The 22312-nt window shown below is 37.8% G+C and carries 26 protein-coding genes; all 26 read right to left on the reverse strand.

Going from position 1 to position 22312, the window contains the following annotated elements:
• Positions 1 to 18: 18 nt before the first annotated feature.
• Entirely contained in the window at positions 19 to 537 is a 519-nt protein-coding gene (locus tag F606_RS0109685) for a GNAT family N-acetyltransferase (RefSeq protein WP_019553690.1), read from the reverse strand.
• 133 nt (positions 538 to 670) lie between these two features.
• The gene (locus F606_RS0109690) at positions 671 to 1123 is read right to left on the reverse strand and encodes a NifB/NifX family molybdenum-iron cluster-binding protein (protein WP_019553691.1); all 453 of its coding nucleotides are present in this window, start codon (positions 1121 to 1123) and stop codon (positions 671 to 673) included.
• Positions 1124 to 1173: 50 nt separating this feature from the next.
• Entirely contained in the window at positions 1174 to 2451 is a 1278-nt protein-coding gene (locus F606_RS0109695; protein ID WP_019553692.1) for a hypothetical protein, read from the reverse strand.
• 114 nt (positions 2452 to 2565) lie between these two features.
• A complete protein-coding gene (locus tag F606_RS0109700) occupies positions 2566 to 3549 on the reverse strand; it encodes a PLP-dependent cysteine synthase family protein (protein WP_019553693.1) in 984 nt (327 codons plus the stop codon).
• Between the two features lie 31 nt (positions 3550 to 3580).
• Positions 3581 to 4879, reverse strand: coding sequence for a nitrogenase component 1 (locus tag F606_RS0109705; protein ID WP_019553694.1), 1299 nt, complete (start codon positions 4877 to 4879; stop codon positions 3581 to 3583).
• A 56-nt stretch (positions 4880 to 4935) separates the two neighbouring features.
• Positions 4936 to 6396 (reverse strand): nitrogenase component 1, encoded by a 1461-nt coding sequence (locus F606_RS0109710; RefSeq protein WP_019553695.1) that lies wholly within the window; start codon positions 6394 to 6396, stop codon positions 4936 to 4938.
• 36 nt (positions 6397 to 6432) lie between these two features.
• A complete protein-coding gene (locus F606_RS0109715) occupies positions 6433 to 7719 on the reverse strand; it encodes a nitrogenase component 1 (RefSeq protein ID WP_019553696.1) in 1287 nt (428 codons plus the stop codon).
• An 11-nt stretch (positions 7720 to 7730) separates the two neighbouring features.
• A complete protein-coding gene (locus tag F606_RS0109720; RefSeq protein ID WP_019553697.1) occupies positions 7731 to 9170 on the reverse strand; it encodes a nitrogenase component 1 in 1440 nt (479 codons plus the stop codon).
• Positions 9171 to 9248: 78 nt separating this feature from the next.
• Positions 9249 to 10004: an amino acid ABC transporter ATP-binding protein gene (locus tag F606_RS0109725; RefSeq protein ID WP_019553698.1), complete on the reverse strand. Its 756-nt coding sequence runs from the start codon at positions 10002 to 10004 to the stop codon at positions 9249 to 9251.
• On the reverse strand, positions 10001 to 10708 hold the full coding sequence (locus F606_RS0109730; RefSeq protein ID WP_019553699.1) for an amino acid ABC transporter permease: 708 nt from the start codon (positions 10706 to 10708) through the stop codon (positions 10001 to 10003). The genes F606_RS0109725 and F606_RS0109730 overlap by 4 nt, the downstream gene beginning before the upstream one ends.
• A 9-nt stretch (positions 10709 to 10717) precedes the next feature.
• A complete protein-coding gene (locus F606_RS0109735) occupies positions 10718 to 11404 on the reverse strand; it encodes an amino acid ABC transporter permease (RefSeq protein ID WP_019553700.1) in 687 nt (228 codons plus the stop codon).
• A gap of 6 nt (positions 11405 to 11410) precedes the next feature.
• On the reverse strand, positions 11411 to 12226 hold the full coding sequence (locus F606_RS0109740) for a transporter substrate-binding domain-containing protein (protein ID WP_019553701.1): 816 nt from the start codon (positions 12224 to 12226) through the stop codon (positions 11411 to 11413).
• Positions 12227 to 12902: 676 nt separating this feature from the next.
• Positions 12903 to 13655: an amino acid ABC transporter ATP-binding protein gene (locus tag F606_RS0109745; RefSeq protein WP_019553702.1), complete on the reverse strand. Its 753-nt coding sequence runs from the start codon at positions 13653 to 13655 to the stop codon at positions 12903 to 12905.
• A 9-nt stretch (positions 13656 to 13664) separates the two neighbouring features.
• Positions 13665 to 14378 (reverse strand): amino acid ABC transporter permease, encoded by a 714-nt coding sequence (locus tag F606_RS0109750; protein ID WP_019553703.1) that lies wholly within the window; start codon positions 14376 to 14378, stop codon positions 13665 to 13667.
• 17 nt (positions 14379 to 14395) lie between these two features.
• Positions 14396 to 15094 (reverse strand): amino acid ABC transporter permease, encoded by a 699-nt coding sequence (locus F606_RS0109755; RefSeq protein WP_019553704.1) that lies wholly within the window; start codon positions 15092 to 15094, stop codon positions 14396 to 14398.
• A gap of 22 nt (positions 15095 to 15116) precedes the next feature.
• Positions 15117 to 15980, reverse strand: coding sequence for a transporter substrate-binding domain-containing protein (locus tag F606_RS0109760; RefSeq protein WP_019553705.1), 864 nt, complete (start codon positions 15978 to 15980; stop codon positions 15117 to 15119).
• A gap of 35 nt (positions 15981 to 16015) precedes the next feature.
• Positions 16016 to 17011 (reverse strand): uroporphyrinogen decarboxylase family protein, encoded by a 996-nt coding sequence (locus F606_RS0109765; protein ID WP_019553706.1) that lies wholly within the window; start codon positions 17009 to 17011, stop codon positions 16016 to 16018.
• A 373-nt stretch (positions 17012 to 17384) separates the two neighbouring features.
• On the reverse strand, positions 17385 to 18005 hold the full coding sequence (nadD, locus tag F606_RS0109770) for a nicotinate-nucleotide adenylyltransferase (protein ID WP_019553707.1): 621 nt from the start codon (positions 18003 to 18005) through the stop codon (positions 17385 to 17387).
• A 163-nt stretch (positions 18006 to 18168) separates the two neighbouring features.
• Positions 18169 to 18705, reverse strand: a complete 537-nt coding sequence (locus tag F606_RS0109775; protein ID WP_019553708.1) for a flavodoxin family protein — start codon at positions 18703 to 18705, stop codon at positions 18169 to 18171.
• Positions 18706 to 18802: 97 nt separating this feature from the next.
• On the reverse strand, positions 18803 to 18973 hold the full coding sequence (locus F606_RS23195; RefSeq protein ID WP_019553709.1) for a hypothetical protein: 171 nt from the start codon (positions 18971 to 18973) through the stop codon (positions 18803 to 18805).
• Positions 18974 to 19156: 183 nt separating this feature from the next.
• Positions 19157 to 19285 (reverse strand): hypothetical protein, encoded by a 129-nt coding sequence (locus tag F606_RS23815; protein ID WP_019553710.1) that lies wholly within the window; start codon positions 19283 to 19285, stop codon positions 19157 to 19159.
• A 63-nt stretch (positions 19286 to 19348) separates the two neighbouring features.
• Positions 19349 to 20389 carry a DUF362 domain-containing protein gene (locus tag F606_RS0109790; protein ID WP_019553711.1) on the reverse strand — a complete coding sequence of 347 codons (1041 nt, stop codon included), beginning with the start codon at positions 20387 to 20389 and terminating at the stop codon, positions 19349 to 19351.
• 185 nt (positions 20390 to 20574) lie between these two features.
• Complete coding sequence (locus F606_RS23820; protein WP_019553712.1) at positions 20575 to 20709, reverse strand: hypothetical protein; 135 nt, start codon at positions 20707 to 20709, stop codon at positions 20575 to 20577.
• Positions 20710 to 20874: 165 nt separating this feature from the next.
• On the reverse strand, positions 20875 to 21012 hold the full coding sequence (locus F606_RS23470; protein ID WP_154651139.1) for a hypothetical protein: 138 nt from the start codon (positions 21010 to 21012) through the stop codon (positions 20875 to 20877).
• Positions 20984 to 21394 (reverse strand): LysR family transcriptional regulator, encoded by a 411-nt coding sequence (locus tag F606_RS20940; protein WP_019553713.1) that lies wholly within the window; start codon positions 21392 to 21394, stop codon positions 20984 to 20986. The genes F606_RS23470 and F606_RS20940 overlap by 29 nt, the downstream gene beginning before the upstream one ends.
• A gap of 122 nt (positions 21395 to 21516) precedes the next feature.
• Positions 21517 to 22131, reverse strand: coding sequence for a class I SAM-dependent methyltransferase (locus tag F606_RS0109810; protein ID WP_019553714.1), 615 nt, complete (start codon positions 22129 to 22131; stop codon positions 21517 to 21519).
• Between the last annotated feature and the right edge of the window lie 181 nt (positions 22132 to 22312).

The raw sequence follows: 22312 nt of genomic DNA on the forward strand, positions 1-22312 counted from the left end.
TTTTATAAAATAAAATAATCAACATAAATCCTTACGCAAAAGCCAATCAACTTGTGACGTTTTCCCCATAACGAACGCATGCTCACCAATTTTGTAAAAGCCATTTTTTTGATAAAAGTGAAAAGCTCTTTGATTGTTTTCCCAAACACCAAGCCAAATATACTGTTTTTTATATGATTTTGCCATTTCAATTGCTTTATTCATTAAAATTGCCCCGAATTTTCGACCATGCAGCTCTTTGCAAACATAGATTCTTTCAATTTCTAAAGAAAAATCATCTTTTATATCCGTTTGTGCTGCCCCAATATTTAATTTTAAATAGCCCACGACTTTTCGATCTGTAACAATAAAATAAAAGAAAGTATTCTTGTTTAAAATTTCTTTCTCTAACTTCACACGATCATAGGCTTTTTGTAGATAGTCTTCCATATCTGCCACTGTACTTGCAGTAGAAAATGTATCTTGATAGGTTTGCCGGGAAATTTCCTGTAAAACGGTTACATCATCTTTCGTACATTGTCGAATAATAAACTCCATAAACTCCGCCTTTTTTCAAATAATGTATTTTTATATTCTAGCACGAAAGACAACCTGCGTCACTGTCTACAAAAAGTAGAAAGCAAACTTATTGAAACAACTAGTTCCCACAAGTTTGCTTTCTACTTTTTATTCAGGCTTTTCGTAGTGAAATATGCTGGTCAATTTTACGGTAATAGTCAATAATTTTTTTCAAAGCTGCTTCGATTTTATAATCGACTTCAAAAACGGCAATTGATTTTTTTTCTAATTGTTTTTTAACACCAGCACCAACTTTTTTACATAACAAACAACGGCAATCAAGAATTTGAACAATTTTTTCATTTATTTTCGTTTCATCATGACTACCACCGCAGCCAACACCTTGACTTTTACAAGAACTCCCCGAACCGCAAGATGAAGTATCTTGTCCTAATGCAGGATGTTCCGCGGCTTGGTGCAGCAAAACAGTCGCAGGTTTTGTTCTGCCTAGCTGTTGAAAACTCCCATCATCGTCAATAAGAACAATCAAAAACGTTTCTGTGCTCCCAAAATGAGCATTGATTTCCACACCATCCGTAGAAGCAATTGCTATTTTGTATGCCATAAACTGATCCTTTCTGCCACATGATTCGTCTTCATATTCTTTCGCTTTGTTTAAAAGAAAAACCACAGGCGGCTATAATAATATTTAGTGGTTGAACTATTATCTACGGTAGATTTCCCATCGATGAATTCATTTCTCCAAACAACATTTTTCCAAGGAACATACTCGGTACCAATTTCATACCCCTTAAAACCACCATCACCAACACCAGCAACATCATAGGTTGTGCTTATTGTGCTATTTGCTTCCATACGACGATATTGTGTATATAGTTTATACGATCCAATTTGTGATACATCTGTTTTTTTATAACTAATTTGCAGCGAATATGCTTTATTCTCTTGATTCGCATTTGACTTTGCATAATCTAAGCTAGCCGAAAAATCCGGACTGATTGGAAAAGTTGCATAACCCTGCCAAACATTTTTACCGGTGCCAGCCACCGGACTAGAAAAATTATGATAGGCTAAACCAAGTTGTGCTGGACCAATATTTTTTGTAAGTTCCAGACTTCCATACGTGTTCGTATCATTGTTGGCATTAACTGGAGTCGAAATTTCCGTTCCATAACGACCTGTTATTTGGAAATTATTTGCAAGTTTATAATTTGTTAAGATTCCTTTAAAAGCTCCATCATAAACGAGACCATCAAGTACAGTTGCATGACGACCTTGGCGACCAATTGATGTCGTACCACCAAAAATCTTACCAGTAACATAAGCTTCATTTAAAGAAGTCCCGGTACCATTTTTACCTAAAGTGCCCGTTTCATATTGGTCGGACTTATTTAAGGTACTCGTATTTTGCAAGCGTGTTGTGAAGCTCCATTGATCGTCAATTTTATATGTTGTATAGATTCTTGTCCTCGTCGCAAATGGATTGCTTTTTGTTTTTACACCATGAGAATCCGTATCTTGATTTTGATATTGAAAATAATGTTCTCCCGAAAAAGAAATCCGGTCAGCAAGGTTTTGAGCCGCAGGTTTTTCGTTTGCCAGATGAACCCCTAAAGCCTTAAGTTCTGGCGAATACTCCGTCTGTAATTTCTCCAAAAGAGCTTTATCCTCCGTATTGGCTTTATCAAAATTCGCTGTGGCCTTAGCCACAATGACCGCAATTTCATAGCGCGTTAAAACTGTATTTGGTTTAAACTGTTTGTCTTCATCTTCAAAAATCCCATCCTTTTCTAATTGTTGGATGTTGCTATATTCCCAGTTTCCCAAAGGAACTTTTTGAAATGGATTTGCTGTAGCGGCTCCAGCAAATACGGTTTGAGTCGACCCTGCCACCAATAAAATATTTAAAATAAGTGCTAAACTTTTTCTCATGTTTTTCCCCAACTTTCTAGCTATTGTTTATAAACAATAGTTTCTAAATGATCATCTCGATTCGTAAACTATAGTGGTTTTTCTAAACCCCAAAATGTAGATTAACTTTTTCAGCTAAATAAATAAATTCGTTGATAAATAACGAAGACCCGTATCCGCTGCAATAACAACAATTCGTTTGCCACTATTTTCCGGGCGTTTTGCCAGTTCAGTTGCTACATGGATAGCTGCACCAGAGGATGTTCCCAATAAAACTCCATCGGATTTCGCAACGGCTCGAGCCGCTTCATAGGCATGAATTGTTTCAACTTCAAAAGCTTCATCATAAATATCCGTATCCATTGTCTCCGGCACACGTTCTTTGGCAACACCGAAAAATGGATGGACACCCGTAATCTCTTCCGGTTTGGGATTGCTATCATTTGGCAGGGAATTAGGTCCAGGCTGTATCGCAACAATTTGCAAGTTCGGATTTTTAGACTTCAAAAAAGCGCCTGCACCAGATATGGTTCCACCAGTCCCCACCGTTGCAACCAGAATATCAATTTTCCCAGCTGTATCTTCCCAAATTTCAGGACCCGTTGTCCGTTTATGTATGTCTGGATTTATGGGATTTGCAATCTGATTAACAAAAAAGATATCTTTTTGCTTCGATAATACATTTTCTTCTAAGGATTTAATAGCGGCTACAAAATCGCCTTTGGTTTCAGCCAGCACGCTAGCTACTGCAGGTTCTTCTGACAGCTTGATTGTTTCTCCGCCAAAAGCCTGAATTACTTTGAATCTTTCCTGACTGACCTGGTCTTGGATATAGACACGGAATTTATACCCTTTAGCCGCAGCGATAGCGGCTAAGCCAATCCCCGTATTGCCACTTGTCGTTTCGACAATCGTATATCCTTTTTTGAGTAATCCCTTTTGTTCAGCATCTTCAATCATCGCCAAAGCAATTCTATCCTTTATGCTTTGGTTAGGATTAAAATATTCAAGCTTTACCACCACCTCCGCTTTTAATTGATTCTGCTGTTCATAATTAACAAGTTCCAGCAACGGCGTATGCCCCACTAATTCTGTAATGGATTTATTTATTTTACCCATAAAATGGACCTCCTCCACAATCATAACCGGCTTAGTTAAATCTGGTTTTCACAACTGAATAAATGTCTTCAATCAATTTTAAGCCGCCATCATAACCGACATAATAACTGTTCATCACTAAACGTTCATTCACCGGCCAGGAAACATTCAAAAAATGTGCATTTGTTTTCGCCGCAATATCTTTTTCCCAATAACCACCAAGCAGCAATGGATAGCCATGATAATCCGTATTTTCTATCTCTTGTTGAATTTTATAACCATCCACGCCAAACTCCACAGCTGCTTCGATATTGTAATTCAAATCTTTAAAATATCCTTCAATGTCATTTCGATATTGTTTTGGCGTATCATCAACAATATATTGTTTAGCTGGAAACAACCCCATATCATTGACCAAAAATTTTGTAATTCCCAATACATATTGTGCATCAGCTACTATAGAGAATTTTTTCGACATAACACGAGTTTCCAAGAACAGATCCGCAAAACGTTCGATATAGTAGTAGTAATAGGCTTCCTTTTCGCTGATCAAGTTTTCAATTTTTCCTTGATCGACTCCCGCAAAGCTGCCGACTGCCCGCAGAAATTTACTTGTTTCAAAAGCACCGATTGGCAGAGTTGGATAATGTAAATATGGTGTGCCAAATTTTGCTTGCATCCGTTTTACATTTTCCAGTCCAACCCAAGGTGAAACCAATAAATTAAACTGTGCTTCCGGAATTTTTTTTATATTTTCAATGCCGCGTTTATACCCGAAAATAGTATTCGGAATCAGGCCAAGTTCTGCTACAAGTTTTTCCAGTTCACGTAAATTCCCCAGCCAAAATTCATCTTGATAGGGTACATCAGCCCATATATTGACTAAGCCTGGTGTCTTTTTTTCCTTGGGGCTTAAATATTGCTCAACAATTGCATCAACGACCCATTCATGACCCTGATAATTATTGCCTTTAAAGCCGGGTGTCGAAGCAAAAATAACGGGTTTTTTCGCATCTTTAAAATCAGCTACGATTTCCTCGACATTATCACCAACAATTTCCGGTGTGCAACCAGTAAGTACCACATATAAATCCGCATCAATAACTTTCAGAGAATTTTCAATCGTGGAGTGCAGTTTTTTTTCGCCGCCAAACACGACATCCTGCTCATTGATACTTGTACACGGAAAAATATTGGGTGAAAAGTATCCGCTGCTGCCGGATGAATTTGATAGCTTTTGTGCACATCCCGCCCCTGAATGAAGAACCGGAATTGCCCGTTCAATTGCCTGTACCGTAGACATTGCCCCCATAGCACATTTATATCGCTGCTTATCTAATATCTTTGCCATAATCTAACGAGACCTCCATTTTTACTTTGCACTTTCGATAAACGTGCTGCCAAAAATTATTTTGTTTTTTCAAGAAACAAATCTAATTTTTGTTTATACCACCAGTCTGTATAAGGCAGTTTAACCATCTTAGCCAGATTTTTTTCAAAGCTTCGATTGCGAATCGTATCTAAAACCGTATGCGCAAATTCCAACGTTCTTTTATAACCAAATATCATGTACTCATCCGCTACGTAAACGGCAGGATAACCTTGTTTAATTGCCCAAACAGTAGAACCCGGATGCCGTGACAGATATAGATTTGGCTTATATGTGTTTAAAATATTAAGAATCTCAAAATTTTGCTGATCAGCTACACTGACCTCAAAATTCGGTGTATTTTTAAGCAGATAATCCATTGCTGGCGGAATTTCGCCATTTTCATAACGTTTGTCATAATGCCAGGCGGCTGCCCAAACGACTTCCATACCAAGTTCTTGTAAAACTCTTGATACTTCAAAGGTATAGCCAGGTCCCATGCCCAAAACAGCCCGCAAGCCTTTCAATTCTTTCTTAACTTCTTCAATTTGCGGTAAATATTTGATTCGTTCGGCTTGTATATATTGTTCGACTTCCGTTTCTTTATGAATTGTTTTTCCAATTTCTCTAAGCCAAGTCTCAAAACCAACAACGCCCAAAGGATTAATAGTTCTTATATAAGGAACCCCATATTTTTCTTCCAAACCATTTCCTAAATAATTCCCTAAAGTCCCACAAATACATACAGTAGCCAAAGATTCAGAGATATGCGAAAGTTCTTCTACTGTCGCATTGGCATACAAAAATACCGGCTCCACGTCAAAATTTTTAAATAACGCAATAATATCATCGCGAGCACTTTCATAAAAGTTTTTAAAATTAATCTTGTTGCGTTTCTGTTTTGGTTCTTTTACAATCGTTGTCAAAACAGCATGATCGGAAAGATCAAAGCCACTTGCCCATATTCTTGATTTAAACCCTTCGCAATGAATGGCTGCAATTGGTACATCAATTTCATCTTTGAGTTCAGCAACAATACTATCAATATCTTCGCCAATAATTCCTGTTGCACAAGAACTGCTGACAAAAATAGCTTTGGGTTTATATCTCCGATTTGTTTCCATAACAATATCATGCAAGGAATCGCCTGCACCAAAAATTGTATCTTCTTCACTCATATCTGTTCCGATATAGACTGTGTTATTTACCACACCTCTTTTTTTCGCAACCTGTTTCGTAACCGTATAGATCTGCGCTCCCGTTACCGAGCAACCTGCTGGTCCATGATGAATGACCGCGACATCACGAATACCCGATAATTGTCCGAGTGCACAACCAGAAAGGCATGTACTGGATTGTGAAAAGCAGCGCACCCCACCTTTTAGCGATCCGCAATTACTTTGGTTTGCTAAATCTTTTAAATCACCTACATATCCAGTAATTGATCCAAGTCTATTTTCTCTTGTCCCAATATCAGAAATATCGAGTTGCATTGCCATTTGACTTACCTCCTGCTTTTATGTGCTTCGTTCGATTTATAAATTATCATACAAATCTTCGGTTAATGTTAAACTGCCCCGATACCCGGCATAGGTACGATTGAATATCAAGCGATCCGTAATTGGAAAAGAAATTACACTACACTGAATATCTTTTTGTAAACCTATTTCCCGTTCATTTGTACTACCGATTAATAACGTAATCTCTTCATTTTCAGCTAAAGCTTTTGCGATATGATATTGATCTGACTCAAATAAAACCTGTGGCGGCTTTGCATACTCAAGTGAGGTCAAACGATTTTTTATCCGCTCCTTATCCTCCTCACGAAACATCGGCTCGGTAATAATGGTTAAAAGCGGCGTAAAACTATAATCATTTGCTAAATATCGCGTTAAACCGATTGCCATATTGGAATCACCCACAATCGCAAAACGCTTCCAGCTGAGTGCCCCGATTGCTGTTTCGAGATAATTATAGACATACTCTTCTTCTTCGGCGATAACCGCTTCAACCCGCACTGGATCAAGTTTCAGCGCTGCTGCAACCTGCCTGATAAAGTCTGTCGTATCGGTCGCACCAATTGGCAGCCCTTCAATACGAAGGCTTGGCACAGCAAACTCGACTTCATATTGCTCAGCAGCATCCTTTAACAGCCAAGGGTTTACGATAATATTTAACGCTGCGGCTCCAGAATTTTTAATTTCATCCATACCTTGATGCTGGGTAAAAAATGTATTGACCTCTAAACCCAGTTTATTTAAAATACGAGTCAATTCTTCAAAGTTCCCACTCCAGAAAGGATCGTGATTGGGGATAATACCCAATAAATTCACTAGATTTTCCTGCTTGGTTCTTCCCTTTTCTACGATCTGGTCCAAAAAAACCTTGAAAACAGTTTCATAACCATAATCACTATTACCGGCAAATCCCGGTGTTTCTATCGCATAAATCGGATGACCTTTGGCGCGAAATTCATCAACAACACTTACAATATCATCACCAATAATTCCAGCCGTGCAGCCAGTCAATACAAAATAAGCTTTTGCATCAATGACCTCAATCGTTCCTTGAATCGTACTGCGAAGTTTGTCCTCACCACCAAAGACGACTTCTTTTTCTAACATATTTGAAGAGGGAATCGACACACTCGATACAAAAAATGGTGTCTTACCTCCAGCCTGCCCCGACTCACCGGCACTTGTCTGCATGCAGCAGCCAGGTCCTGCATGAAAGATAGGACATGCCCTGTCAATGGCGCCTAATACTGCATTGATTCCCCCAAGGACACAATTGCCTCTTGGATTTTCCGTTACTTTTGACATGGTTTAAACTCCTATCCTTCGATATATTTAAATGGATTTTCTGTGTACCAGTTTTCTCTATAAGGCAGTCTGGCATGTTTGGCAAGTTTCACATTGAATCCTGGATTATCTACCTGATCGGCAATTTTATTGCCCAAATACAAAATACCATCATACCCCATCGTTGGTCGTTTCATATCTAAAACATGCGTAGTTGGAATACCAAGGCGTGCCGCCCAGGTTGGCACGCCAATAAATACATCGGGCTTCAAGCGTTTGACAAGATTAATCTGCTCAAATGGTTGCATATTGGCAATATCCACCACAAAATTCTTATGAATTCCATTTAAATATTCAATATCAATCTGCGCATCAACATCATATGTAGGTGTTTCCAAACCAACCAGTTCCATGCCAAAGTCCTCTAATAAAGCCGCAGCCGCAAACGATCGTCCTGTACCACCGCAAATAAAAACTTTTTTACCTTGGAGCCGCTTTTTGATCTTAGCAATTTCCGGCAAAACCCGAGCATGCTCTTGTTCAATGATTTTTTCTGCTTCACTGGCTTTGCCAACAATTTTCGCGATGCCACGAAACCACTTATCGGTATTTCTTACACCAATTGGCATTACCGTATGAGAAAACGGAATATCATAAACATCGGCAAGTTCTTGCATAAACTCATCGGCAAAAACTTTACAAATGGAAGTTGACGCCACCGCTGCCGGTATTTTCTTTATTTTTTCTAGAGAACTGTAAAATGGTATATAATTTGCTTCTACCCCCAATGTCGCCAGCATTCTTTCAATTTCCAGCTGGTCTTTATAACTTACGGTTGTTGGTGCAAATAAATTGATCAAATTTGGTATCTTTTCGGTTTTTTCTTTATTTAAAATATACTTTGCTATCGAAATAAAGGCCGCATCAAAACCAGATGCACAAACTTTTGATTTAAAGCCTTCACAATGAATCGGTATCAATAAGGCTTTATTCGTTTGTTGTAAATCTCGAATGACTGCATCAACATCATCACCAATAATGCCAGATGCACATGAGGTGAAAATAAAGATCAATTTGGGATTATAACGTTCCCCGGCATAGACAATCGCTTCCTGAAGTTTTTTTTCACCCCCGAAAACAACATCATTTTGATCGATATTACTCACAATAATCCGTGGATTTTTTATCAGTTTCACACCACGATGAGCCTGACCTACACGAAAACCATCGGTTGCCATTGTAGTACAACCTATGCAGCCTTGCGGCGAATGAGCAATAAACACGGAATCATCCAACGACATCAATGCTGCCATACTGTTAATCTGTTGGCATTGCAGTCCCTGTGCGAAACTGCGATCCGCCTTTTTCAAACAACCCTTGTTAAAATCCTGTTCTAAATTTTGGCTGGTATCGCCTAAATCATTAAATGTATGGGGTCTGCTTTCACGAATCCCCGAATATATTTCACCCACGCAGCTTCCTCCTCATTGAAAAGCTCATAACTCGGTTAGCTTAAAGCCACCCGACATCAGCCTATTTCATTCACGATATTAAATATAATACATATTTTCTGCCGAAATAATCCGTGCCAAAAACTGTTTCGTTCGTTCTTCTTTGGGATGTCGGAAAATTTCTGCCGGAGTACCCGCTTCGACAATAAAACCACCATCCATAAAGACAACTTTGCTCGCGACATCTTGCGCAAAAGACATTTCATGCGTGACAACAATCATCGTAATACCACGCTCAGCTACACTTTTTATAACCGCGAGTGTTTCACCAACCAGTTCAGGGTCCAGTGCTGAGGTTGGCTCATCAAATAAGATAACCTCAGGATCTAAGACCACAGCTCTGGCAATCCCAACACGCTGCTGCTGTCCCCCTGATAACTGGCATGGGTAGGCATCTTTTTTTGCCAATAACCCCACCCAAGCCAATGTATCTTCTGCTTTTTTTTTCGCATCCCCATATGGTACATGCCGTGCTGTAATCAGTCCTTCCATAACATTTTCTAAGGCTGTTTTATTATGAAACAAGCTATAATTTTGAAAAACGAACGCTGTTTTGCGTCTAATTTCCAAAATTTCTTTGCTTGAAGCTTTTTTCAAATCTACCGTTTGCTCACCAATTGTCAATGTACCGGCATCGGCTTTTTCCAAAAAATTAATGCAGCGCAGTAAAGTTGTTTTTCCTGAACCACTTGGTCCAAGTATTACAATGACATCGCCTTTGTTAACCTGAATAGAAACATCGTGTAATATCTCATTTTTCCCAAACGACTTTTTTGCATTTTTAATTTCGATCATACTAAATTCCTCCTGTATTTATCACCCCGTTTTTCAATACGCCTGGCAAATTTTTCGACAAGGATTGTAAAAATCCAATAAATCAAAGCAGCAGCGATATAGCCTTCAAAAAAAGCATATGTTTTTGAAGCTGGAATAACAGAACCTGCCAGCACTTCTGTTATTCCAATAACCATAACAATCGAAGAACCTTTAATGGTACCCACAATATTATTCGTCAGCATCGGCAATGCTACTGGAATAACCTGGGGAATAATAATCCGTCGCAACGTTTGCAGCCTCGTCAAGCCTACTGAATACCCTGCCTCATACTGCCCTTGGTCAACGGAGAAAAACGCACCTTTTATGGATTCTTCCATATAGCAGGTCGCATGCAGTGATAAAGCAAAAATACCAATCCAAATCGTATTAATGTCAGCCATGCTGATGCTTAAATGTAAAACCGCTGCAAAATTATTGAATGTAGCCATAAACAAAAGATGATAAATCATCAAGGCTACGACAAGCGGTATACCCTGATATAACGTAATCAAAAAAGCCAATAGCGGGGCGAAAAAGGGAATTCTATAAACCCGAATTACAGCGATCAATATTCCCAAACATAAGCCAACCAATATTGGAATAAAGGTCAGTTCAAAGGTATTCGGCAGATACTCGATACCCGATCGCACAGAGTCATAAAAATAAATAAAATTAAAACCCATCGTATCTCCTTATCTGCCATAGGCTAATTTTTTATCTAAAAGATAAAACGCACCTTTGACCAGCAAACTGATAATAATAAAAAATATCGCAATAAAAACATACGCTTCTAATACATGTTTTGTAGCTGTCCCAATCGTTTTTGCTCTGCCCATAATGTCTACAACACCAATTAAAAATGCCAATGATGTATTTTGAAACAACCCGATAAAGTCAGAGCCAAAACTCGGAACCGCTACCCGCACTGCCTGAGGCAGGATAATCCGCCGAAAAGCTTGAAATTGTGTCAATCCAACAGAGTAAGCCGCTTCCAGTTGTCCAGTCGGTATCGCTAAAATGGAGCACCTAAAGATTTCCGATAAAAAAGCTCCCTGATTGAGTATATATGTAATATATACAAAAATAATTTTATCCCAACGATTTACATTAATATTGAACAATTGCTGCATCACGATCGGAATCCCGTAAAAGACAACCAACAATTGAACCAACATTGGAGTACCACGCATAAAAGATACATAAATCCCCGCCACCTGATGAAGAATCGGTATTTTTTTTATCCGGATCACGGCAACCAGCATAGCCAAAATGACACCAAACAACGTAGCATAAAAAACAATTTTAAAAGTAACCGGTAGATACGCTACAATTTGGGGTATATTTGTAAAAAACCTGTCCCAATCAAACAAATCCACCATCGCTATTTACTCACTTTCTGTGTAATTACCGCCAATTACTTTCGTAGAAATCTCAGCTAATTTACCTGATTCTTTTAATTTCTTCAAAGCTCCATCAATTGCCGTCTGCAATTCCGTATTACCTTTCGCAAACACAAAGTAAGTCTTGGATGTAGCAACAGGTTCCCCCACTTGTTTGAGAACAGACTGCCCGTTACCATATGCTTTATTGAATTTATCCGCATCACGTTTTGTTACAATGACTGCATCCCAGACCCCATTATTAATGCCAACAACCGTTTCTTCATCGGTACTATTATCGGCATAAGCCAAAATGATTGGATTATCTTTGTGCGTTTCATTGAATTTTTCCAAAAGATACGTTGAATTACTGCCAGTTGAAGTCTTGACCTTCTTACCCTGTAAATCACTTAAAGAATGAATCGTTTCATTTTTTGCCGCTACTGTAACATACGTTGTATACGTCGTATAGCTTTCTTGTCCGAATAAATATTTTTTCTGACGTTCTTCATTTGATTCATACTGATGTGCACCAATATCAATTTTGCCAGCATCTAATGAAATAAGCACATTCGCAAAATCATACGTTTGAAATTCAAATTTATACTGCGGCAATAATTCATTGACTGCCTTTAATACCTCATATTCATAACCACTTAAATTCCCGTCCTTATCTAAATAGCAATATGGTTCATAATTATTGCCTGTACCAACAATAATTGTCTTTACATTTGTATCACTATTGGTTGTGCCGCATGCCGTAAGCAGGACAATACTTACTAAACTCATCATTACTACGGTAATAATTTTGCTAATTTTCATAATTTCCACCTTTGACCTCTCAAAATTTATAATATAATTTCTTATATTGCATATATAACAGCATGGTATTAAACCTACTACTATCATATAGTTAGCAATCGCTGGATTGGCATAAAAAAAGAGGTTATAAAATATGCACAGTGCAAATTTTATAACCTCTAGTTTTCTAGTCAGTTGATAAACGGTATGTAATTTCCAAACTATCTGTAAAGGATAAAATGTATAACATAAACCTACAGATATTTTCGTCAAAGCAATATCATACTCTGGTTATATGAATACTATGAATATCATTCTAGTATTTATATGAAACTTTGTCAACTATATTTTTTAAAAATGCTAATCATGTGTGATTAATATATTTTCAAAAACTTCCATAAATGACGATAGCACTAGATCAAATTGAACACGCACTGTCATTTTAAGGCATAAAAAAACGCCCCACATTAAAATGAAGCGTCTATTTTGAAGAATTTACCTCTAAAATTTTAAACATATTAAGAAGATGCTTACTCACTATTCCATAGCAGCATACAACCACCCCGAATACATTCTACTATATATCCTTAAATCTTCCTGAGTTTTTTTATCCCCTGCAATCGTTCTACGACATCACGCAACGTAGATAATTTAATAGCAATTTGTCGGTGTAAATTTATGAAAATTGCCTCTCCGTTTATATATTATATTCTTCTTGCGGTAGGATGCGACGGAGAAACGTTTTCGTGCGTTCTTCTTTGGGTCTGAGAAATATTTCTTTGGGCGGTCCTTCTTCAACAATCTTGCCATCTGCCATGAACACGACATTTGTCGCAACATCAGCAGCAAATTTCATTTCATGCGTCACAATAACCATTGTTTTTCCTTCTTTTGCCAGCTGTTTAATAACAGCCAATACTTCTCCCACAAGTTCAGGATCAAGGGCTGAAGTTGGTTCATCAAACAAAATAACATCCGGTTCCACAGCAATTGCTCTGGCAATACCTACTCGTTGCTGCTGTCCACCAGAAAGTTGAGACGGATAAAAAGAAGCCCGATCCGCAAGTCCGACTTTTTCTAAAGCCTTCATGCCAATTTCAACTGCTTTTGTTTTCACAATTCCTCTACCCACAATGAGACCCGTCGTTACATTCTCTAAAGCTGTTTTATTTTGAAATAAATTATAATTTTGGAAAACAAATGCTGTTTTTTGGCGAATTTTGCCAATTTCTTTGGAAGACACTTTATGCATGTCAATAGATATGGTGTCGAATTCCATCTCGCCCTGATCGGCTCGTTCTAAAAAATTCATGCAACGCAGTAAAGTTGTTTTTCCCGAACCGCTCGGTCCCAAAACAACAACGACATCACCTTTTTCGACCGTGATATCAACACCTTTTAAAACTTCTTCTTGTTTATATTTTTTATATATATTTTTTACTTTCAACATTTTATCCACCTACTTTTGTTTACTGAGACGATACCGTCCCATATGTGCTTCAGCAAAATGGAATAACACCTGTGCAATTGAACAGATGATAATATACCCCACAAAAACATCCAAATAAGCCTCAATGTAATTGTACCCATAAGAAGCTGAAACTTTTGCCACTGCAGTCATATCTTTTACCGTCATCAAAAAAGCCAGTGATGTTCCTTTAATTAAATTCACCGTAAGATTACAAATATTCGGCATAGCAACAACCATTGCCTGTGGCAGTAAAATATGAATATATGCCTGCACCTTCGTTAATCCCGCACACTCGGCGGCTTCAAGCTGTCCTTTTTCAACACTACCAAACGCTGAACGCAGTACTTCGGATAAAAGCGCGATAATATTTAACGTAAATACAATATATGCATAAAAAATAGGGTCCCAGTCAAACACATTAATATCAAATGACCAGGCTTTCATCAGTGCGTTAAGCAGACTTGGCAACAAACTATAAATCATGAGAATCTGCAATACGATCGGTGTACCTCGAACAAAAGTGACATAAGCACTCACAGGCACCTTCCAAAGGTTCTTGCCTTTTTGCAAGCGAATAAGAGCGATCACGAAAGCGAAAGGGGCTGCCGCCAAAAGAGGTATAATGGTAAGTTTAAGCGTAGTTGGCACAGCTGCCAAAACAATATAAAATGTATCGATTAAAAATTTATAATTGATTTCCATTGCCTATTCCTCCCTTGTCAAGCTGCCTGTTTATGCCGAGAAAATCTTTGTTCAATCCAAAGGAATAGTTTTTCCATACCAATGGTAAGAATCAGATAAATCAATGCCAAAGCCAAATATGTTTCCATTGCATAGGCACCATAATTCATTGATACAATAAGCTGCCCCTTACCGATAAGATCAATAAACCCGATGGTATAGGCTAACGAGCCATCCTTCATTAAACTAATGACCGAGTTGCCAAAATTCGGCAAAGCTACGACGGTCGCCTGGGGTAAAACAATATGAAAAAACGCCTGCCACGGACTAAGACCAATACTAACAGCTGCTTCATATTGTCCGTGATCAATCGCTTCATATGCAGACCGCATAACCTCAGAAACAGGTGCAGCAAAAAGAAAGGTGAAGCTTATAATTACAAAAAACAATTTGTCATAATCATTGATATTCGTATCTAATACTTCCAAACAAAATTTTGGTAAACCGTAAAACACAATAAACAAAAGTATGATCGGCGGCGTGCAGCGAATGATATACGTATAAGCTTGTGCCAATCGCCGAAAAAGCTGGTAAGAACCCTCTTTCGCCCAAGCCAATAACCCGCCAGCAATGGAACCGAAAAAAATCGTTCCCACTACCACAGCAAGCGTTGCTGACAAAAAGGGCAGCAATATTGGAAAAACATCAACTAAAAATTGTAGAGAAAATGGACGCATAGGGATTCTCTCCTTTAAGCAATCAGTCTTTTACATATTGGAAAAGATCTTCACCAAAATATTTATTTTCGAGTTCCTTAATCTTCCCACTATCTTTTAATTGTTGAATTGCTTTATCATAATCATCAGCCAATTGCTGATTCTTTTTATTGAAAACTGGATAGGTTGGAATCGCTTTATATCTTACAAATGAAAGTTTATCCGCTAAATTGTGGTAAGAACCGGTTTCTTTTTCCACATTGCTTTTGTAACTAAGTTCAATATCAATATAAGCATCATAACGACCTTCTAAAACCCAGGTATATGCATCAGCAACCGTAAAAGCTTCCGAAGAAACCAACCTAATTGGCGTATCCGCATGCGTTTTATTAAAAGCTTCAATAACATTATATTGAGCATTTTGTGGTGCAATCGGTACTAGCTTGCCACTAAACTTGGCAAAGGATTCAATATCCTTAATCTGATCGGCATTGTCTTTACGATATACTAAACCGATAACACTTGCGCCCACTGGCTCTTTCGGGAAAATGAATTTTTCCTTACGAGCTTCGGTGAGCCATGCACCTTTTGTACCCAAATCGTATTTTCCCGACTCAACGCCAATTAAAAGATCATCATCTGAGGTTGGCACAAATTCAAATTTATACTGTGGCAAAAGTTTTTGTACTTCTTGTAATACAGCAACTTCGAAGCCGTCGGATTCACCCTTATCATTCACAAAATCATAAGGTACATAAGCTTGTGTATGGGCAATACGAACAACTTTAGGTCCACCCTCGGCTGCACCGGAAGATTTATCAACTGTCTTGTTTGCACCGCCGCAGCCAGCTAACCCCAAAGCAAGACCAGCTATAATAAATAACCCAAAAACGTTTTTCAATTTCATAATTTCCATCTCCTTACAACTTTTATCAAATAAATTTACTTTTTCCCTGCGTCACGTACCCATTCAAGACGTTCTAACGCTAACCCACGCGGTACAGTACAATCAGCTCCCAATAAGATGCCTTCACGACCTGCTTCTGCAAGCAAACGCTGTGTTTCCGCTTTGACGGCTGCTTCATCACCTTTAGCGAGAATGTCTTCTACCGTGTTGCCAAAGCCACCAATGACAGCCTTCCCACCAAAGATTTTTTTCCCTTCTGCCAAGGAAATATTTTCTACAATCGCCGCCCAATTATATGCTTTTACCTCATAGTTAACATACCACGTCAAATCGTTATGGTGTCCATCATAACCACAAATATGCAAAACATTATTCAGGTTCGCACGATTTGCTGCTTGTAATATTTTTTGTTCACCTGGAGCAAAAACATCTAAATATACATCCTTTGTAATACGTGAATCATCAATATTCTGTACACTGAAATAAATTCCATCCGCACCACCTTCTTGTATGATTCGTTCCGCTAGCGTTGCGATATCTTGTGCAATGACGTCCAGCCCACGTTTAACAGCCGCTTTATCTTCCGCAATAAAGTCACCAAGTAAGGTTTTATTATAATTCGGTAATGACCATTCGAGTACACGTGCTGGGGCAAAAATATTATAAAAGGTGAATACTTCTCGTTTAATAAATTTCTGTAATTCTTTGACTAAAGCAACCTGTTTTTCAATCCAAGGATGATCTTTACCAAGTGGCTCTAATTTGCCAAAATCTACTGCCGAATGAATAGCAGCGAACGCTGGATGCGGATAAATAAAATATCCATCACTCATCAGTTTCACAAAATCCGGTTTGAATGCCTCATAAAAAGCTCGATGCCCCTCAATATTTTTTTCAGAAAGTGTTGGATCGGTAAATGCATCCGCCTTATCTTCATTCTCTACAAAATGAAACCAAAATCCAACAGGTACTCGTTCTATTTTTTTATTTTCTAATGCCGCTTCCACAAGTTCTCTCTTTGTCTGTGTCATAAAAAATTCACCATGCCTTCTCATTATTTTTAAAATAATTACGCTAAAACATATAATTAATATATGTTTTATTTGTAATTATAATATTAGCATAGTTTATTTGTATGTCAAGTATGAAATTAAACTTTTATTCTATAAATGTTGTAATATTGTAATATATATTTCTCTCATAAATAAAAAACTGCACAGAGTATGTTCTCACTCCATGCAGTAAACAATAAATCATATTCTTCTGTCACCATTCATTGACTCAATTTTACTTTATATTTCTCAAAATCTGCCTTGTTTTGAAAGCACTATGTTAAATAGTGCCATCAAAACATCAACGCAGACAATCCTAAAAGTTTTTATACTACAATATTCCTATTCGAATTTAGTAACTGCGATACAATTTTTCCTTATCAATATAATGTTCAACGCTTTCCGGTACAATATAGCGAATGGACTTACCTTCCCGTACTTTTTCCCGGATATCAGTTGAAGATATCTCTAGTTCAGGAGTTTCCATCCGGAAAATCCGCCGTTTTCCTGCTTCTCCGAAATGATGAATCACCGCTTCGATGGCACCAATTGATCCTTGACGGGGCGCAACTATCACTTTGCACAAACACAGCAATTCGTCAATACCATACCAACTTGGCAAACTTCGAATGAGGTCAGACCCGATGATCAGATAGAGTTCCGTGTTCTCACCATAGTTTTTCTTCAAGGCTTTAATCGTGTCGATGGTGTAGGATGGACCTGGGCCATTGATTTCCAGGGGAGATGACACATTGAAATAAAGATTAGAATCTGTTGCCAGCAGTGCCATCCTATAACGATGCTGGATCGACGTGACCACCATCTGCTGTTTATGCGGCGGACAAGTATCCGGAATTAATACCACTTGATCCAGTCCATATTCCATTCGAGCCGCATCGGCTGTCACCAAATGCCCCATATGAATCGGGTCGAATGTTCCACTCATAATACCAATTCTTTGCCTTGCCTGCATACCATCACGTCCGTTTCTCTATCCATTTATACCTCAAAACTAACAGCGCAACTTGAGCTTGATTAATCCTTGCTATGGCATCCAATGTTAAATATTTTACTTACATAAAGGTATTTCATATAGCGAATAAAATTCCATATTTTTCACTACATGCTCACTTCACTTATACATTTTTCCCCATTTCATAAGCTTCCTGTACGGCTTTAGTACCTTCGATCTCACCAAGATTCCAGGCACCAACTCCATAAACAATACCTTTTTCCTGTGCTCCATTAAGACAGTCGACAAAACCACGGAAGCATTCAATTGTACGTTGCATCATGGGAATGCTTGTATCCGCTGCTGTAATAATAAAATATAGTTCTTTGTCTGTAATCTCTGTATAACGTGCAACAGTTCGGTCAATAAGTGTCTTCATCTGTGCATCTAAAGAATAAAAATACACCGGTGATGACATAACAATGACATCCGCTGCAATCATTTTTTCAAGTACTTCCGCCATATCGTCCTTATAGGCGCATTTACCTGTACCTCTGCAGGCATAACAGGCGATACAATAATTTATTTTTTTATCTCTAATAAAAATTTTTTCAACTTCATTGCCGCCATCCTTACCACCTTGCATAAACTGGTCACAAAGAATATCTGAATTTCCACCTTTACGCGGACTGCCTGATAAAATCAACACTTTTTTACTCATGTTATACTCACTCTCCCAAATATAATTTTTCCTGTTAAAATTCACCTTACCATATACAGTAAACTCGAAGTCAACAAATATGTTGACTGTCTACTTACTATTCTATACAATCACAAGACTGTATACTCTGTTCCACCAATTCCTGACTTTGTCGAGCATATTCTTCTTCACTTATTGAAAAAGCATTATACCATATTGAAAAAGCAAAAAAACCTCCTGTTACTAAAAATATCAGCAAACTCAATATCAAAAATTTTTTTTGCTTCATCAGATAAATACCTCCCACTTTAATCTCTTCACCAAAGTCCGGGTTCACTCTTATGACGAACTAACTTGGCATGCAATTTACGCACGTCTTCCACTCTAAGTTCTATGTCTGCTACAAATAATTGATTTTATCTCATACTTACAAAAAGCCCTTTCAACGCTGAAAATGCCCTTTGCAAATGGTTTATTCGTGAATAAAGTTTGTAAAAATTCCTTGCTCTTTTTCCGGTAAAGCAACACCATTTTTCAAACCAGCTTCCTTACATTTGAGGAAAAATGCCATATTTCTCGCAAGAGTCCGCATCGTCTGCATATAAAACAGTCTCCCAGACTGTTTTATACATTTTTCCATTTAATTTTGATGACACAAGCTATCTTAGTCCAGAGAAATCAGTTCATATTTATCATTGCCCATTTTCAGTTCACGCATAGCATCCAACTGATGCAGCCCATGACGGGATTCAATGCGTTCCACAAGATCATGTTTCTCTTTTGCTGGTTTTTCATAGACCATATCTACCGATGCTTGATCAATTGCCAGTATGTCTGTCGATGCCAAAATGCCGATATCGGAAATTGTTGGCTCTGCTGCACGCACACCAGCACAATCACAATCTACTGACATACGGCGTAAAACGTTGAGGTAAATGATATGTTTACCGAAATAATCAACCGTTGCTTTACCTGAATCCGCCATATTTTCCATAAATAAATCTTTTGTGTCCATCTCGTTCCAATCCGCACCTTCTGGCGCCGTTGGTTTTTTAAATCCATGAACCATACGCTTGCCAATTTTTCCATCAGCACAGCCAATAGCAATATTCTTGAGCGATCCGCCAAATCCGCCCATAGCATGACCTTTAAAATGTGTAAGTACAATCATCGAATCGTAATTCACGATATGGCTGCCCATTGATACTTCTTCAAGATGGAGTGCATTTCGAACTGGCAGCATAACTGCGCCGTCCTCGTCCATTATATCCACTGGACAAAATGTCCAGCCATTAACTTCTAACGTCCTACGATGCTTTTCTGTAGTATTTCGATCTCCGGTATACATGGTATTCGTTTCAACGATTGCACTATTAGGAACCTTCGCTTGAAAGGCTTTTACCATGTCACGTGGCAAAATATTAGGACCATGCTGCTCACCTGTATGCAATTTAATGGCAACTTTTCCATAGATGCCCTCGTCGATCTTATCATACAAACGAATTAAATGGTCTGCATCAATCTGTTTTGTAAAATATACTTTTGCTGTAGAACCAACCGTACTTACACCACCCGTTACATCTGTACTACCAATAACAGGTGCCTGCGCAAGCACTTTTTCCACTCCACCAATACTAGCAGATAGAGCTGCCCCAACAGCTGCCGAACCAGCCAATTTAACAAAATCACGTCTTGAAATTCCCATAAAAAACATCCCTCCTAATTTGTTTGATATTATAAGTTCCTTTTTAGTGTACAACCTGCAGTTAACTCTAAGTCAAGAAATTTGTTTATTTCTTTTCGTTCTTTATTTTTTTACTTCGATGACCTAATGGATCTTTACTAAAATAAATTTTTGTTGAAATTCTCGTTTTTTCTCTACCTAAAACATTAATTTTTAATATCTGTCAAAACGGCTAATTTTTTCTGACTCTTATAATCTGCAATACGCTCTTCAAGTCGTTTGATCATTGCTTTGAGTGCCTGAAACCCAAGAAGCATAAGGAGTGGTGCCGGATTTAACACTCTCACTAATGCATTGCGCCATCTTCATGTCCTCATTACTGATTTTATTCCCCCCCCTGCACAAACTAAGAGCAATTCACCTTTATGAATTTATCCATAAGAAAAACTTATAAAAAAAGACTGTACTCAATGTCTTGAATACAGTCTTTAAAATCATACGCTATTTTATTTTTCATTTGCGAATTCATCAACTTGCATAAATTTTTCTTTAAGCATCGCCGCAAATTCTTCATTAGGATTTTCATCATTACCGACGCGCCAAAAAGCATAATAGTCACGACTTATCTGCCTGCCATCGCGCAAAATCGCTACGCAACGGACAGTATACCAAGTGCCGGATATTTTCTATAAAATCGGCAATGGCAAGCTGTAACTCACGTCCAGCATAATGTTTCAGATAGCTAATACGTAAATTTTTTTCCTTACCATGTTCAATGCGGGCAGTTTTCTGACATACTAGCTCAAAGTCATCGATAAAAGCCAAACTCTTCCGATAAAAGTATTCCCCCGCTGGTGTCAAAGAAAATTTACGTTTTTCACGATTAAGAAGCTTCACACCAAGTTCACGTTCTAAAGCCTGAATCTGCTGGGAAATTGCTGACTGTGAAATATAACAAACCTCTGCCGCTTCCGTAAAATTTTTGCAGCGAACAACTGCTTGAAAATAACGGATTTGTTTTATCATATTGACCCTCCGTACACATATCTGCTAACATCTATTATTTATTCTACCATTTTATGACAATGATACCAATGCCGATTGTGCTAATTTTTCGCCATCAGGTAACTTTCTATTATATGCTTACCTCATAGCTTTCTCCCAATCATAATAAACAATGAATAGTTCAATATAACTCCCTCAATATTTTTTACATCTTTATAAAATGTACTCGAACGTAACCCTTTGTATCCAACTTTTACAAGAATTTGCTTTAATTCAGTTTGATTAAAACCATTATGCCCATTAAAATCAGTCTCTGCTTTATGAAAACTACCATCGTCTTCATCTAAATCCACAATGCATAGACATCCGTTTTGCTTTAGTAATTTATATAAGTTGGCCAACGTTGTATCAACATCGACAATATGATGTAACGCCATAGATGTATAGATTAAATCATATTTAGGTGTTAACAAGTAATCATCATTAATATTGTGTTGATAAGCTGCCATATTCTTTACTTTATGCTGTTTTATTTTTGTGTTTAATGTATCGATCATACCTTTTGATGTATCAATGCAAACTATATCTTTAAGCTTGTCATAAAGATTAAAACTAACAAGCCCCGTTCCACAACCAAATTCTAAAGCACTATAAGACTTTTTAAGTTCAGTGGCAGAAGCTATTTCTGCCGCAATGACCTTTGCTCTGTTTATTCTTTTTTCATTATCCCAACTTATAGATTGAACATTAAAATTCATTTTTTATCCTCTTATTATATTGAAGTCATAGCCTAGCAGGCTACGCTAAAAGAAAAATTTACCATCAATCCGTTCATCACTCATTCTATCAAAAATATCAGTATCAGAAAAGTAAAAAATGAATATTGGGCTGTTAATTCATTTTTTCTGCATATTTCCGCTTGCATTCACCGTTGAAATC

Origin of the sequence: Propionispira raffinosivorans DSM 20765 (assembly GCF_000381065.1) — a bacterium.
Taxonomy (GTDB): domain Bacteria; phylum Bacillota; class Negativicutes; order Selenomonadales; family Selenomonadaceae; genus Propionispira; species Propionispira raffinosivorans.